This is a genomic window from Micromonospora sp. NPDC005220, assembly GCF_040607895.1.
Lineage (GTDB): Bacteria > Actinomycetota > Actinomycetes > Mycobacteriales > Micromonosporaceae > Micromonospora.
In genome coordinates, this window is record NZ_JBEXHP010000015.1 from 17421 (window position 1) to 32735 (window position 15315).

The following is a 15315-nucleotide window of genomic DNA, read 5'->3' on the forward strand; positions in this document are numbered from 1 at the left end:
CTGATGCACCACGCCAACCACTTCTACGGCCACGCGCACGTGCTGGCCCGGTACGCCGGCCTCGGCGACCGGCACCCACCACGGATCAACGGGTACGTGCAGCACGGCTGGAACATCGGCGACGGCCTCGCCCCCGGGCACCCGTACGCCGAACGCACCCCCAGCCTGCTCTGGTCCGAGCAGACCCGCCGCCGGGCCTGGTCGGTGGGGCGACGCAACGTGGTCGTCATCGGCGCGCCGTTCAGCTACCTGCTGGCCCTGCGACCCGAGGAACCGCCGGCCGACGAGCGGGAGGGCACCATCTGGTACCCGTTCCACGGCTGGGAGGGCCAGCACGTCAAGGGCGACCACCGCAAACTGATCGCCCTCATCCAGGCCACCGAGCCCGGCCCGGTCACGGTCTGCCTCTACTGGCACGAGTACCGGATGCGCAACGTGCGCCGGCTCTACGAGCGCGCCGGGTTCCGGGTGATCTGCCACGGCTACCGGGGGCACTGGTGGAAGGACACCGACCCGGAGTTCCTCGACCGGCAGCTCACCGAGCTGCGCCGGCACCGCCGGGTAGCATCCAACCGTCTGACCAGCGCGATCTTCTACGGCATCGCGGCGGGGTGCGAACCGGCGGTCTACGGCGACCCGATGATCCTGTCCAACGAGGACCCGACCTTCGGCGGCACCGCCCGGATCCGGCGGCAGTGGCCGCAGCTGCACGGCACCACTGTCGACCTGCCGACCGCGGTCGAGATCGCCCGCGCCGAGCTGGGCACCGACCACCGCTGCACGCCGGCCGAGCTGCGCGAGCTGCTCGGTTGGGCGAACCTCCAGGAGGAAGAGGAAGACCGTGACGACTGAGACGGCACCCGCCGGCCGGATCACCCTGCCGGGCGGCGAGATGCTGGCCTGGTCGGACCTGCCGCAGGAACGGCTGGCCAACGGTGGGCCGCTCGCCGCGCTGGCCGCCCGGCTGGTGCCGCCCGGCGCCCGGGTCCTGGTGGCCGGTCCACACGACCCGGCGCTGCTCGACCAGCTCACCCACGCCGAGGTGACCTGCCTGCTGCGCAGCCACCCGGACGCGGTGGCGCTGGCGCACCGGGCCGCCCGTGTGGTGGTGGGCGGTCCGGCCGGGCTGCCCGCCGACGAGACGTACGACGTGGTGATCGCGGCCGCCGGGCTGGACCCGGTGGAGTCCGTGGAGGGCACCCGGCTCGGCTGGGACGGCGTGCTGGCCCGACTCGTCGCCGCGGTGCGACCGGGTGGCGCGTTGCTGCTGCGCCTGGACAACCCGCTGGGCCTGCACCGGCTGGTCGACACCACCCCCTGGTACGCCCTGCGCGACGACTCCGCCTGGATGATCGGCGGGGTGCTGGACCGCGCCCACCCGGCCAACCGGGACCAGCTGCGCGAACGGCTCGGCGCGGTGGGGCTGCGGCCGGTCGCGTGCTGGGCCGCGTACCCCGATGTCAGCACCCCGACGGCGCTGCTGGACGCCGACCACCTCGACCGGGACGCGGGCTCCGGCCTGTTCGACGCGGTGCTGCACGGCACCTGCGCCGGGGGTTTCGCCACCGTCACAGTGCTCCAGGACCCGGCCCGGCTGGCGGTGGACGCGCTGCACGCCGGGCGTGCCGCCGACCTCGCACCGGCCTGGTTGACGCTCGCCCACCGGCCCGCCGACGCCGCCGACCCGACCCCGCCGGCCGTCGCCCGGGACCTGCCGGTGGCGCTGACGCAGACCGGTCGCCCCGGCATCGGTGTGCTGGAGGTGCTGCACGGACCCTCCGGTTGGCGCTGGGGGCTCACCCCGGCCGCCGACGAGAAGACGCCGAGCGTCGCGCCGTTCGCCAGCCGCGAGGCCGCCTACCGGGACGCGGACGCGCTGTCCGGACCGGTGCCGTCCGGCCGGCTGCTGCGTACCCTGCTGCTCGACGCGGCCCTGCGCCGCGACCTGGCCACCCTGCGCGCGCTGCTGCACGGGTACGCGGGTTGGCTCGCCGACCAGGCCGACGCGGACGGCCGGATCGCCGGCGCGGCGGCCCTGGCCGGCACCGACAACGTGGTGGTCGACGGCGAGCGGTACGCGGTGCTCGACCCGAGCTGGCGGGCCACCGCCGCGCTGCCTGGCGACGTGGTGCTGGCCCGCGGGCTGTGGCGCTTCGCCGCGGGCCTGCTCACCGGCGGGTACGCCCATCCGTGGTCGTCCACTCTCGACGTCGCGGGCCTGACCGTGGTGCTCGGCGGACTCGCCGGCCACGACCTCGACCGCGCGACCGTCAGCGAGGCGGTGGAGGCCGAGGCTGCCGTCACCGCGGCGCTGCACGGGCTGGACGCCGGCGGCACTGTCGACCTCGCCACCGAGCTGCACGCCGTCGCGCCGACCGACCCGCCGGTCGACGGGCAGAGCTACCAGCAACTGCGCGAGGCGTGGCTGCGCCAGCGCGAGGAACTCACCCGGCTGGCCGCGCTGACCGCGTGGACCGAGGAGCTGCTCACCTCGCGGGAACGGGCGCTACGCCGGGCCGAGACGACGATCGGCCTGCTCAGCGGGTCGCTCAGCTACCGGGTGGGCCGGCTCGCCATCACCCCGGCCCGGCTGGCCAAACGGGGCGCCCGCGCCGCCAAACGCCGGGCCACCGCGGTGCTCGCACCGAAGCAGGAGGAGCAGCAGTGACCGGCGTACCGATGCCCGGGGTGTCCGCGCACGACGCGGGGCCACGGATCGTCGGCATCGTGCAGGCGCGCATGGGTTCGTCCCGGCTGCCCGGCAAGGTGCTCCGCCCGCTCGCCGGCCGTTCCGTGCTGGGCCGGGTGGTCCGCGCCGCCCGGGACAGCGGCGTCCTGGCCGACCTGGTGGTCGCCACCAGCACCGACGCAGTCGACGACGCGGTGGCCGCCGAGTGCGCCCGACTCGACGTGCCGTGCCACCGCGGGCCGGTCGACGACGTGCTGGACCGCTTCGTGGGCGCCCTCGCGGCGCACCCGGGAGACGCCGTCATGCGGTTCACCGCCGACTGCCCGCTGCTCGACCCGGAGATCATCACACTGGTCGCGTCGGTGTACCGGGCGGTCCCCGGGCTGGACTACGCGAGCACGTCGATCGCCCGGACCCTGCCCCGAGGACTGGACGTCGAGATCATCCGAGCGGAGACGCTCCGCACCCTGGGCCGGCTCGCCACCGACCACCACCGGGTGCACGTCACCTCGTACGCGTACACCCATCCGGAGCTGTTCCGGGTGCTCGGGGTGACACTCACCCCGGACCGCTCCGCGCTGCGGCTGACCCTCGACACCGAGCAGGACTGGGCGCTGGTCAGCGCGATCATCGATCACTTCGGTGACGTCAGCGTGCCACTGGCCAAGCTCGCCGACTGGCTCGACGGTCAGCCCCGGCTGCGCGCGCTCAACGCCGACGTACGACAGAAGCAGCTGGAGGAGTCCTGAGCACCCTGAAGGTCGGGTTGCGCTGCGACGCCGGGCCCCAGCGCGGCGTCGGCCACCTCGTCCGCTGCCTGGCGCTCGCCGAGGAGTTCCTCTCCCGGGGCGCCGACGTCACCGTGTTCGGCACCATCGAACGGCTCGACTGGGCCACCGCGGAGCTGGCCGCGCGCGGCATCCCACTGCTCCCCGGCCCGGACTCGGCGGCCGAACTGGTCGAGGCAGCCCGCCGACACCAGCTGGACGTGCTGGTCCTCGACTCCTACGACCTGGACCCGACCGGGGCCGGCGCCCTGCGCGCCGCCGGCGTGTACACCCTCGCCATCATCGACGGCGACAGCCGAGGCCAGGCCGCGGACCTCTACCTCGACCAGAACTTCGGAGCGGAACTGGCGGGGCCGGGGTCGGGTCTTGGGGCGAGGCTGCCCGGTCGGCTGCTCGCCGGGAGTGGGTACGCGCTCCTGCGCGACACCGTGATCAGCGCTCGGCCGCCGGTCGTCCCGCCCGCCACGGCGGTCAGCCGACCCCGGGTGCTGGCGTTCTTCGGCGGCACCGACGCGGTCGGCGCGGCCCCGGTCCTGACCCGGGTGCTGGTGGCCACCGGTCACCCGATGGACCTCACTGTCATCGTCGGGCGACCCGAGATCGAGGCGGAGGTCGAGGATGTCGCCCCCGGCCGGGGGCAGATCATCCGGCCGGTCCCGCCCACCACCTCGCTGCCGGCACTGATCACCGGAGCGGACCTGGTGGTGAGCGCCGCCGGCACCTCCACCTGGGAACTCTGCTGCCTCGGCGCACCGAGCGCCCTGGTCTGCGTGGTCGACAACCAACGTGAGTCGTACACCCGGGTGGTGCGGCACGGCCTGGCCGCCGGCCTCGGCGAGCTGCCGGAGCTGACCGCCGGCGGGGTTGCCGGGCGAGCCGCCCGCGCGACGGCGGCGCGGACCCTGCACGGTCTGCTCAGCTCGCCGCAGCGGCGCGCGGCACTCGCCGCCCGCGCCTGGTCCACCGTCGACGGGCAGGGCCGGGCGCGGGTGGTGGACGCGGTGTTCGACGCCGTACGCACCGCCGCCGTCACCGGCTGACCGGCACGGCTCGCTGCTAGCACGGGTGTACGAAAGTGCTGCTAGGGTGGCTGCATGACGCAGGCCGCCTACCAGCCGTCGATGCTCGACCTGGCCGACGCCGGGCCGACCCTGGGGCCGCTGCCCGGCCAGATCCGCCGGCACCAGCTCAGCCGGGGCGCCTGGGTCGACCACCTCCCCGGCTGGGTGCGCGGCTCCGACACGGTCCTCGACACCCTGCTCACCGAGGTGCCGTGGCGTGCCGAACGGCGCACCATGTATGACGCCGAGGTCGACGTGCCCCGCCTGCTCTGCTGGTACGACGGCGCGAGGCAACTCCCCCACCCCGTGCTCACCGCCGCGCGGGCCGCGCTGACCGGGCACTACGCGCCCGAGTTGGGCGAGCCCTTCGTCACCGCCGGCATGTGCCTCTACCGCTCCGGGCGCGACAGCGTGGCCTGGCACGGCGACACCATCGGCCGCTCGGCGCACACCGACACCATCGTCGCGATCGTCTCCTTCGGAGCACCCCGACCGCTGCTGCTGCGCCCGCGCGGCGGAGGCGAGAGCATGCGCTTCCCGGTGGGGCACGGCGACCTGATCGTCATGGGCGGCTCCTGCCAACGCACCTGGGAACACGCCATCCCCAAGACCACCCGCCCGGTGGGCCCCCGGGTGAGCGTCCAGTTCCGCCCCCACAACGTCGCCTGACAAGGCCCGAGCCGGACGGCCTCGTCGCCGAGTTCCACTCCGAGGATCCGGGTGCCGGCGCAGCTCACGCCTCGACCGGACCCGGATGGCGGCGCTCACTCCGCCCCGGCGGGCGCTTCAGACGCCAAGATCCGGGCAGCTTCAGGGAAAGTGCTGCCTCCGACGTGCCGCAGGCAGCAACTTCCCCGAAGTTGCTCGGATCTTGGAGCCGGGCCGTGAGGGCCGGCGGGCCCGCCCGGGGGTCAGTCGCGTTCGATCAGGTGGCCGACCACCGTTGGGCCGAGCATCACCGCGAAGCCGCTGCCGTCGCGGCGCGGATCCGCCGCGGGCAGCTCCACCGGGTCGCCGGTGGCGGTCGCGCCGACCGGTCGCGGGCCCACCCAGGCAACGGCCACGTCCGTCTCACCCTTGAGGAAGCGGTGCGCGCGCACGCCGCCGGTCGCCCGGCCCTTCGCCGGGTACGCCTTGAACGGCGTCACCTTGACCGTCGCGCCGGTGGAGGTGACGACCATCGGCTCGCCATGCCCCGGGTCGTCGGTGCGCACCGCGCCGAAGAACGCCACCCGCGCCCCGGCCGGCAGGTTGATGCCGGCCATACCGCCGCCCTTGAGGCCCTGCGGACGGACCAGCCCGGCGGGGAAGCGCAACAGCGACGCCTCCGAGGTGACGAAGGTCAGCGTCTCGGTGCCGTCGGTCAGCCAGGTCGCCCCGACCACCTCGTCACCGTCGCGCAGACCGATCACCTCGAACTCGTCGGAGCGGACCGGCCACTCCGGCGCGCAGATCTTCACCGCGCCCTGCCGGGTGCCCAGCGCCAACCCCGGTGAGCCCTCCGCCTGGCCGCCGAGCGGGGCCAGGCCGACGACGGTCTCCCCCGCCGCCAACGGCACCAGCTCGGCCGCGGACATACCGCCACGCAGTGACACAGTGCCCGCCTGCTCCGGCAACACCGGCAGCGGCAGGACATCGACCTTGAACGCCCGGCCGGCGCTGGTCAACAGCAGCACCCGACCACGGGCGGTGGAGTGCACGATGGCGCGTACCGTGTCGTGCTTGACCCGGCCGTTGCGGCGGCGCCCCTCGGAGCTCTCCTCCGACTCGGCCGCGGTCCGGGCGACCAGCCCGGTCGCGGAGAGGATCACCTGGCACGGGTCGTCGGCGACCTCCAGCGGGCCGGCCGGCGCGGACGCGGCCAACACCTCCTTCAGGTCACCGTCGACAAGCGTCGTACGACGTTCGGTGCCGAACTGCTTGACCACTGCCGACAACTCGTCGGAGACCACCTTCTTGAGCACCCGCTCGTCATCGAGGATCTTGCTCAGCTCGGCGATCTCGGCGCGCAGCCGCTCCTGCTCGGTCTCCAGCTCGATCCGGTCGAACTTGGTCAGCCGGCGCAACGGAGTGTCCAGGATGTACGTGGCCTGGATGTCGGAGAGACCGAACCGGCTCATCAGCCCGTCCTTCGCGGCCTGCGCGTCGTCGCTGCCCCGGATCAGCCGGACCACCTCGTCGATGTCCAGCAGAGCGATCAGCAGGCCGTCGACCAGGTGCAGCCGCTCCTGACGCTTGCGCCGACGGTACGAGGTGCGCCGGGTGACCACCTCGTACCGGTGGGCCAGGAAGACCTCCAGCAGCGCCTTGAGGCCCAGCGTGCGCGGTTGCCCGTCGACCAGGACCAGGTTGTTGACGCCGAACGACTGCTCCAGCGGGGTCAGCCGGTACAGGTCGGCGAGCAGTGCCTGCGGGTTGACCCCGACCTTGCACTCGACGACGAGCCGAGTGCCGCTCTCCCGGTCGGTGAGGTCCTTGACGTCGGCGATGCCGGTCAGCCGCTTGGTCTTGGTGACCTCGTTGGTGATCGCCGCGATGACCTTCTCCGCGCCGACGCCATAGGGCAGCTCGACCACGGTGATCGCCTGACGGCCCCGGCTGCCCTCGATCGGCCCGATCTCCACCTTGCCGCGCATCCGCACCACGCCGCGCCCGGTCTCGTACGCCCGGCGCACCTCGTCGAGGCCGAGCAGCACGCCACCGGTGGGCAGGTCGGGGCCGGGGACGAACTCCATGAGTTTGTCCAGAGTGGCGTCCGGGTGGTTGATCAGCCAGCGGGCCGCCGAGACGACCTCCGCCAGGTTGTGCGGGATCATGTTGGTGGCCATCCCGACCGCGATCCCGGACGCGCCGTTGACCAGCAGGTTGGGGAAGGCCGCCGGCAGCACGGTCGGCTGGGTCAGCGACCCGTCGTAGTTGGGCTCGACGTCGACGGTGTCCTCGCCCAGCTCACCGACGAGCAGCATGGCCTCGCGGGACATCCGCGCTTCCGTGTAGCGGCTGGCGGCCGGACCATCGTCTGGAGATCCAAAATTTCCATGCCCATCGATGAGTGGCACGTTGAGGGAGAAGTCCTGCGCGAGGCGGACCATGGCGTCGTAGATCGCCGTGTCGCCGTGCGGATGGTACTTTCCCATGCAGTTGTGAACGACATAGCCCTCGGCGACGAACGCGTGCTCATCACTGCCGACCTGGATGTCGTACGTGACGTCGGGCGAAACCGCCTCAACCGACGTGACCCGCAGGAACGAACTGCCGACCAACGCGTCGAGCCGAGCAGCGAGCGGTGAGCCAAGGCGGTGGAGTTTGTGGATCCAGCCGTCTCGTACCGCACGCTCCAACTGGAACGACCGATCCGCGAGCGGAACGCCATTGCGGTCCTTGCCATACCGCACTTTCGGGCCACCTCGCGCCGAGAGCGAGTCACGGAACGCCTGTCCGTCCTGGTCCCGGAACCACCCGCCGCCCTGGTGCGCTGCCGTGAACTCCGCGATGACCGGACCGTACGGCAACCGGTCGTTGCCCTGCTTGCCGCTGTACTCGTAGCCGATCTCGGCAACCCGCTGCAAGCCCTCGTGCTTGTATCCGGTCCGCACCCATGGCAGCAACAACCGGGCAAGGTCAGTGGCGTCCCGACCGCTGACCGAGAGACCAAAGAGCGGGTTACCCGCGGAGGAGCGACCGCTCGTCCAGTGGTGCCCGTGCAGCCCCAGGTCGGCGAGCATGGCGTAGATCTGCCGCACCAGCACCTCGCTCGTGCTGACGAAGACGATCTCCCTGAACCGCTTACGGACGTAGCCGTCCCCGTCGAAGAAGCCGGCGAGGAACGGCACCCACGCCGACCGGTTCGCGATGATGTCGCCCGGCACGTGCTTGTCCCGGCTGAGCGGACGTGTGGCCTCCAGCAACCCCTCGTGCCGGCTGAAGGTCAGAATGTGCTGGTCGCGATGGAGGGGGTTGCGCGCCTCGCGCTTACCTCGGGAGACGTTCACTCCACTGGCGATGGCCCAGCCGTGAGCGACATCCAGCGGCTCGACGTCGCACATGTGGATCCGGACCCGGCCGTCCGCTTCACGAGACCGATGAGCAGGGAAGCCCTCAGCCACCAGCAGCCCGCGCACATAGTCGTAGACGTCACCGGCGGGCGTCGACACCGCATGGCGGCGGCTCCCGTACGCCAACGCCAACTGCCCCGCGAGATCCTGAGCCTCCACCCATCGAAGTGAGAGGTCATCGGCGACCACGCGGAAGCGCTGGCCCGGGGTGACGAGCATCGTGTGCCCATTGCTCCAGGTGACGCGTACGAGGTCGGAAGTCGGGTTCCGGTACACGGCATTCACCGGCACGGAGGCTCCGTCGCCGTCCAGCACGAGATCCCCGACCTCGATCTCCTCGATGGCCCGCAATCCGTCGGGCGTAGAGACGAGGGTGCCGGCAACGAAGCAGTCGCCCACAATGCGGGCAGACTTCACGTGCCCGCGGTCGGGGCGGTAGCCCTGCTCGTACATCGACCAGAGGATGCGCCGGTGCACGGGCTTGAGGCCGTCGCGGGCATCGGGCAGGGCACGGGAGTGGATGACCGAGAACGCGTACTCCAGGTAAGAGTCGGAGACCTCGGTGACCAGCGGGTTGTCGAAGACCCGCGCGCCGGCCTGGTCGAACGAGGAGAGATCGACCTTGTTTTCCTTACGGCGTGCCATGACTCAGCTCTCCACTCGAACAAGACAGGTGATCATGCGTCGATCGCTTCCCGGTCGACCCGGTCGGCGGAGTCGATGAGCCAGTTGCGACGCGGCTCGACCTTCTCGCCCATCAGCAGTTCGAGGATGCGTTCGGCGGCGTCGACGTCGTCGAGGGTGATCCGGCGGACGGCACGGGTGGCCGGGTTCATCGTGGTGTCCCACAACTCGTCGGCGTCCATCTCACCGAGACCCTTGAACCGTGGGATGGGGGTGACGATCTGCTTGCCGGACTTCTCCAGCTTGCGGACCGTCGTCTCCATCTCGACCTGGGTGTAGGTGTAGACGGTCTGCGGATTGCGCCCCTTGGTGGTGATCTTGTGCAGGGGCGGCATCGCGGCGTAGAGCCGCCCGGCCTCGATCAGCGGCCGCATGTACCGGGCGAACAGGGTGATCAGCAGCGTTCGGATGTGGGCGCCGTCCACGTCGGCGTCGGCCATGATCAGCACGCGCCCGTAGCGCAGCGCGGAGAGGTCGAAGGTGCGCCCCGAGCCGGCGCCGAGAACCTGCACGATGGCCGCGCACTCGGCATTGTCCAGAACCTGCTGGAGGTTGGCCTTCTGCACGTTGAGGATCTTGCCGCGGATCGGCAGCAGCGCCTGGTATTCGGAGGTCCGCGCCACCCGGGCGCTGTTGTGGACGAACACGCCAGCTTCGAGGGCGAAGTTCTGGTACCCGTCAACCGTCAGGTCGTAGACATCGGCTGTCTCGTCGAGCACCTCCACCGACACCACTTGGTGATTGACAAGCGACGCGGCGTCACGAAGTCGGCCGTAATCTCCGTCGTACAGGGCTAGAAGCCGCGCGAAGCGGAGGCCGGTGCGAGCGGTACGCATCCGCTCGGCTTCGTAAGCGGCTGACAATTCCTCATCGGGATGCGCCAACAACGGTGCCAGCCGACGGAGCGCTGCTAGACGGCGACCTTCGTTCTGCTGGCCGACGCGTTCCTCACGAGGCACGTTGTCGACGTATCGAGTACGTCCGGCCTGCACCTTCGCCAGGTGACCGGTGCTCGGATCAGTCATCCGCCGCCTCATCCGACGGGAATGTTGATCACCAAATTCTGGATTGTCCCGATGCCAGGCCAACACCGCATTGCGCTGGCGGTCTCGCTCGTCGGGGTCCGCAAACTGCTCTACAGTCTTCCGAGAGCGCCAGGTACGCAATTCGTGGTCCTGCCACTGTTGCACCGAGCGCTCGCGCCACTGTTGGCGACGAGACGGGTCAGCAAAGTATTGGCGAACCCGTTCGGCTGCCGCTGCCCGATGCTCAGGGTGCGCCCAGTACGTGGCCTGCCGCTCACGCATCCGCTCGGCGTAAGCGCCTTGCTCCTCGGCGCCGAGCGCGTTGTACCAGTCCTGGAAGCCCTTCGCGAATCTAGCGCGAAACGCTGGCGACTCATTGAGCGCGAACAGGCGAGCGAGACACGCCTCACGGAAATCAGGATCCCGCCACTGAGCCGTCAGCATGGCTGACCGGAACTCCCGGCCGCCGTTGGCGAACCACTCCCGCCAACCGGCGTGGACATGCTCGCCCATCATTGCGGCGTGGAGTGCGGTGTGATCCGGCCAGGTCATCCGCCGCAGGTTGCGCGGGTCGTTGTTGCGCTTGTTGATGTCGATGTGGTGACGGACATTCCCGTTGGTTGCGCTGTCCTTGCCATGGCGCAGATTCCACGCGTCAGTCAGGTAGTGGGTGTAGACCCATTCGTCCCGGTCGTTCATCCAGACCCGCTCGTAGCCCTGGAGGTTGTGCCCTTCCGCCTTACTGGACAGGCGGCGGTACAGGGGCATCAGGGAGTCGCCCTCGACGAGCGAGTCAGCCCGACGGTAGGAGCCGTCGCGCAGCCGGAACTGATGATCCGGCGTGCAGCGCACCGACTCGCCGTTGTCGAGCGTAACCCGCACTAACGGCGCGTCAGACTTGGTGAGCCGGGGCTCCACCAGGGGGGCGACCACCACCCGGCCGGCCTTGTTGGTCGTGTAACCGAAGTGGCTGATTCCTCGCTGCCAGTCTGCAGCCAAGTCAGCGAAGGATCGACTCTGCCCTGAGGCCAGTGCGACTTTCGTGTCACCGGTAAAGCAACCGAGGGCGCTGTCTCCCTCGACGATGAACAGTTCGCTCCGTTCCACCCCGGTGGCACGGCAGTCGACCAGCTTCGGCGGCATGGACGCGCCCTCCAGCGCGGTCTTGCGCCGGGCGGCGTCCTTCTGCTGTTTCTGGGTGAGTCGCACCCGGGCGGCGTCGACGATCTTCTGGAGCACGGTGCGCGCCTCGGCCTTGGTGCGCCGGTCCTCCAGCCAGGCCTTGACGTGCGCGTCGACCAGCGACTGGAGAACCTTGGTGATGCCGGTGGTGGAGAGCTCGTCCTTGGTCTGCGAGGTGAACTGCGGCTCGGGAATCCGCACGTGCACCACCGCGGTCATCCCCTCCAGGACGTCGTCCAGGGTGGGCGGCTCCTCCTTGGCCTTGAGCAGGCCGCGGGTGTTGCGGATCGCGTCGGCGAGCGCGCGGACGAGGGCCCGCTCGAAGCCCTTGCGGTGGGTGCCGCCGTGCGCGTTGCGGATGGTGTTGGTGAAGCACTCGACGGTGCGCTCGTAACCGGTGCCCCACCGGAACGCCACCTCGACCTCGGCACGCCGCTGCACGTTGGACTGCATGACGCCGTTGGCGTCGGCGGCGTTCTCCCGGTAGGTGCCCTCGCCGTTGACCAGCAGGATGCCGGAGACCGGCCGGTCGCCGGCCGGAGCGAGGAACTCCACCATGTCGCTGAGCCCGTTGGGGTAGTGGAACCGCTCCTCGGCGGGCGCCTCGCCGGTCAGGTCGCGGAGCAGGTACGTCACGCCGGGGACCAGGAACGCGGTGTTGCGCAGCTTCATCCGGACGGCGTCGACGTCGAGCGCCGCGCCGGTCTCGAAGTAGCGGGCGTCGTGCCACCAGCGGATCGAGGTGCCGGTGCGCTGGCCGCGCTTCATCGCGCCGGTCACCTGGAGCCCGGGGCCGGCGGTGAAGGGGGCGTCCGGACCGTCGCCGTCGAAGATGCCCGGCACACCGTGCCGGAACGACATCGCGTGGGTCTTGCCGGCCCGGCGAACTGTCACGTCGAAGCGGCGGGACAGCGCGTTGACCGCGGACGCGCCGACGCCGTGCAGACCGCCGGAGGTCTTGTAGCCGGAGCCGCCGAACTTGCCGCCCGCGTGCAGCCGGGTCAGCACCAGCTCGACGCCGGAGATGCCGGACTTGGCGTGCACGTCGGTGGGGATGCCCCGGCCGTCGTCGTCGACCTGCACCGAGCCGTCGGCGTGCAGGATCACCTCGACGTGGCTCGCGTGACCGGCGACACCCTCGTCGGTGGAGTTGTCGAGGATCTCGTTGACGAGGTGACCCACGCCACGGCTATCGGTGGAACCGATGTACATGCCGGGCCGCTTGCGGACAGCGTCCAGCCCCTCAAGGTGGGTGAGGTCATCGGCCCCGTACAGGGTGTCAGGCTCTGCGGTCAACTGGTCGTACTCCCCGGTCTCGGCGGTGTGCTGCCGGTCACCGGCGACATCAGCCGGCGTGGCGCGCCGCAGCGAGCCTAGCCCGAGGCTAGGACAACTCCCGGAGGCCCCGCACGACCCGCCGCGCGCGGCCCTCCGGACGTGAGCCAACGAACACCAGTGGGTGATCACGGGAACACGTGAAGACATCGTCACCGGTACGCTCGCGCATGATCGCGGCCGGTTGCGCGCGGGGTTGCGCCGATTCCACGCCGGCCCGGGTCGAGAAGATCAGGAGGCGGTCGAGGTAGACGAGACGATCGGTAACGCTGCGCGACGATCCCTCGGCACCCGGGCCCGGTGGTGGCTGCTGGTGGGCACCCTGGTGGCGGGGCTGCTGGCCGCCGTGGCGCTGGTCGCGGCGGTGGCTCCCGCCGACCGGACGTTCGCCGAGCTTTCCGGCACGGTCCAGAGCCTGATGTCGGTCGCGACGCCGCTCTTCGGCATCCTGCTGGTACGCGACATGCGACGGGCGCCTGCCCGCGTTCCGGTAGTGCCCACCGTGCTGGCGGTGGGGCTGCCGGCTGTCGTCATCGGCGTCGCCGGTGTGCTGATCTGCGCCGCCACGCTGGCCCTCACCCCGGCCGACGTCGCCGACGAGCCGTGGCGGTTCGCCGGAACGATCGCGCTGGGCAGTGTGCTGGTGCAGATCGTCGCCGGCCTGGTGGGCACCGGGCTGGGCCTGTTGCTGCGCTCGGCGGTGGTGGCGTTCCTGGCCACGATCATTCTGCCGCTGGTGCTGTTCGCGCTGCTGGGAGGCGTGGAGTCCGCGCAGCCGTGGCTCACCCCGTTCGGCAGCGCGCGCAACCTGCTCTCCGGCGAGATGAGCGCACTGCGGTGGGTGCAGTGGCTCTGCGTACTGCTGATCTGGGGTGTCGGTCTGAACGCCGTCGGCGCGGCCGTGCGGAACCGACGCGGCGGCCCGACCGCGCGGTAGCCCCGCGCGCCGCGAGGTACCAACACGCACCAGCCTCGACGCGCTACGGCGCGGTGCCTACGTGCGCGTGTCTTTCATCGAACGAATCTGTTACGGGCCATTGACGCCCGTCGCACAGGGGTGATCTGATCGCGCTCTCAGAGAATCTTTCATCTTTCGATGAATGGGAGCCCCCATGCCCAGGTTCCGGCGTACCGCGCTCGCCGCGGGACTAACGATCGCCATGGCCGCGTTGTCGACCGCCGTCGCGCTGCCCGCACCCGCGTCCGCCGCGTTGCCCACCGCCGCGGTGGCGCTCGGGGACAGCTTCATCAGTGGCGAGGGCGCCGGGGCGTACACCCCGGTGGTTGACGCCAACGGCGTCAGCCAGGGCTTCCCCGGTTGGACGGCGGCGAACAACAACGCGTACTTCTGCCACCGTTCGGCGAACGCCTCGCTCAACCAGGCCAACCTGCCGGGCATCCAGAACCGCTTCAACCTGGCCTGCTCCGGTGGCCAGCCACACGACATCGCCAACGCCTCCCAGGCGCGGACCAACGGCCGGACGGTGGCCTCGCAGCTGAGCCAGCTGCGCGCCGTCGCGCAGACCCAGGACATCGACCTGGTGCTGATCGGCCTCGGTTCCAACAACAGCTCGTTCACCTTCGGCAGCGTCGCGGAGAAGTGCGCCAACCGGTTCATCGCCGACGCCTGGACCGGCTGGTGGGAGTTCTGGGCGTACCTGAACGGGCCGGTGGAGCAGAAGCCGTGCAGCGACGCCGACCTGGCCACCGCCGCGCAGCTCAGCGCCGCCACCGCGGAGACCACCGCGGCCGTACGCCAGATCCTGACCACCCTCGACGAGGTGGACGCGGACGGGCAGCACCGGGTGGTGTTCCAGGACTACACGAACCCGCTGCCGCTGGACCTGAACCAGCAGTTCCACGAGGAGGACAGCCGGGACGACACCCGGGACAAGTTCCGGGACCTGGGCGCCGAGCGGTACGCGGCCGGTTGCCCGATCCACCGGGCCAGTCTGGCGCCGGGCCACCGCTTCTCCCAGGGTCTGGGCGGCATCGTGAAGTCCACCAGGGACACTCTGGCCGCCGAGTTCCCCGCTGACGACCTGGTGTACCTGAACGTGCAGCAGGCCTTCAACGGCGCCCGGCTCTGCGAGCAGACCAGCAGCCCGAGCGGCGCGCTGGCCACGCCGATCCGGCTTCAGGACGGCGCTACCGGCACCTTCGTCACCAGCCTCGCCGGCAAGGACAAGATCGCCATCCAGCGGATCGCGAACACCTGCGTCAGCTACTTCCAGACCTGCCAGGAGTCGTGGCACCCGAACGCCACCGGGCACCAGGTGCTCGGCCAGTGCCTGAGCGGCGCGGCCTCCACCAGCGCCCGTTCGGTGGCCTGCGTCCGGGCCAGCAACGGGTCGATCACGGTCTCCTGACCGCAGCGTCCTTCGGAGGGCCCCGCCGGACGGCGGGGCCCTCCGTCGCGCGCGGCCTGTCCGCCCGTCGCGACGACCCGGCCGCCTGCTGCTACCCGCCGGTAACGTCAGGCCGTAGGCTGGCCCG

General features: G+C 71.0%; 8 protein-coding genes and 5 pseudogenes. 7 read left to right on the forward strand and 6 right to left on the reverse strand.

Annotated elements, in window-relative coordinates; genetic code table 11:
- The first annotated feature begins 3 nt into the window (after nucleotides 1-3).
- The 5 genes from ABZU52_RS09750 to ABZU52_RS09770 are packed head-to-tail and all read left to right on the forward strand — an operon-like array spanning nucleotide 4 to nucleotide 5207.
- On the forward strand, nucleotides 4-852 hold the full coding sequence (locus tag ABZU52_RS09750) for a hypothetical protein (RefSeq protein ID WP_354970647.1): 849 nt from the start codon (nucleotides 4-6) through the stop codon (nucleotides 850-852).
- Nucleotides 842-2668, forward strand: a complete 1827-nt coding sequence (locus ABZU52_RS09755; protein WP_354970648.1) for a class I SAM-dependent methyltransferase — start codon at nucleotides 842-844, stop codon at nucleotides 2666-2668. The genes ABZU52_RS09750 and ABZU52_RS09755 overlap by 11 nt, the downstream gene beginning before the upstream one ends.
- Nucleotides 2669-2679: 11 nt before the next feature.
- Nucleotides 2680-3438 (forward strand): glycosyltransferase family protein, encoded by a 759-nt coding sequence (locus ABZU52_RS09760; RefSeq protein ID WP_354970705.1) that lies wholly within the window; start codon nucleotides 2680-2682, stop codon nucleotides 3436-3438.
- Nucleotides 3435-4517: a spore coat protein gene (locus tag ABZU52_RS09765; protein ID WP_354970706.1), complete on the forward strand. Its 1083-nt coding sequence runs from the start codon at nucleotides 3435-3437 to the stop codon at nucleotides 4515-4517. Before ABZU52_RS09760 ends, ABZU52_RS09765 begins: the two co-directional genes overlap by 4 nt.
- 54 nt (nucleotides 4518-4571) lie before the next feature.
- The gene (locus ABZU52_RS09770; protein WP_354970649.1) at nucleotides 4572-5207 is read left to right on the forward strand and encodes an alpha-ketoglutarate-dependent dioxygenase AlkB; all 636 of its coding nucleotides are present in this window, start codon (nucleotides 4572-4574) and stop codon (nucleotides 5205-5207) included.
- A gap of 242 nt (nucleotides 5208-5449) precedes the next feature.
- Here ABZU52_RS09770 and ABZU52_RS09775 read toward each other — a convergent pair whose 3' ends face one another.
- The 6 genes and pseudogenes from ABZU52_RS09775 to ABZU52_RS09800 form a co-directional block, all read right to left on the reverse strand.
- Nucleotides 5450-8134: a DNA topoisomerase (ATP-hydrolyzing) gene (locus ABZU52_RS09775; protein WP_354970707.1), complete on the reverse strand. Its 2685-nt coding sequence runs from the start codon at nucleotides 8132-8134 to the stop codon at nucleotides 5450-5452.
- 48 nt (nucleotides 8135-8182) lie between these two features.
- Nucleotides 8183-9010 (reverse strand): annotated as a pseudogene (locus ABZU52_RS09780) (LAGLIDADG family homing endonuclease); the annotation flags it as partial.
- Nucleotides 8984-9238: pseudogene (locus ABZU52_RS09785) on the reverse strand (DNA gyrase subunit A); the annotation flags it as partial. The pseudogenes ABZU52_RS09780 and ABZU52_RS09785, both read right to left, overlap by 27 nt.
- 32 nt (nucleotides 9239-9270) lie before the next feature.
- Nucleotides 9271-9909: pseudogene (locus ABZU52_RS09790) on the reverse strand (toprim domain-containing protein); the annotation flags it as partial.
- A gap of 6 nt (nucleotides 9910-9915) precedes the next feature.
- A pseudogene (locus ABZU52_RS09795) lies at nucleotides 9916-11388 on the reverse strand (DNA topoisomerase); the annotation flags it as partial.
- Nucleotides 11365-12877 (reverse strand): annotated as a pseudogene (locus ABZU52_RS09800) (ATP-binding protein); the annotation flags it as partial. The pseudogenes ABZU52_RS09795 and ABZU52_RS09800, both read right to left, overlap by 24 nt.
- Before the next feature lie 66 nt (nucleotides 12878-12943).
- Here ABZU52_RS09800 and ABZU52_RS09805 point away from each other — a divergent pair.
- Nucleotides 12944-13756: a hypothetical protein gene (locus tag ABZU52_RS09805; protein WP_354970650.1), complete on the forward strand. Its 813-nt coding sequence runs from the start codon at nucleotides 12944-12946 to the stop codon at nucleotides 13754-13756.
- A gap of 175 nt (nucleotides 13757-13931) precedes the next feature.
- Nucleotides 13932-15188 carry a hypothetical protein gene (locus ABZU52_RS09810; protein ID WP_354970651.1) on the forward strand — a complete coding sequence of 419 codons (1257 nt, stop codon included), beginning with the start codon at nucleotides 13932-13934 and terminating at the stop codon, nucleotides 15186-15188.
- Nucleotides 15189-15315: the final 127 nt, after the last annotated feature.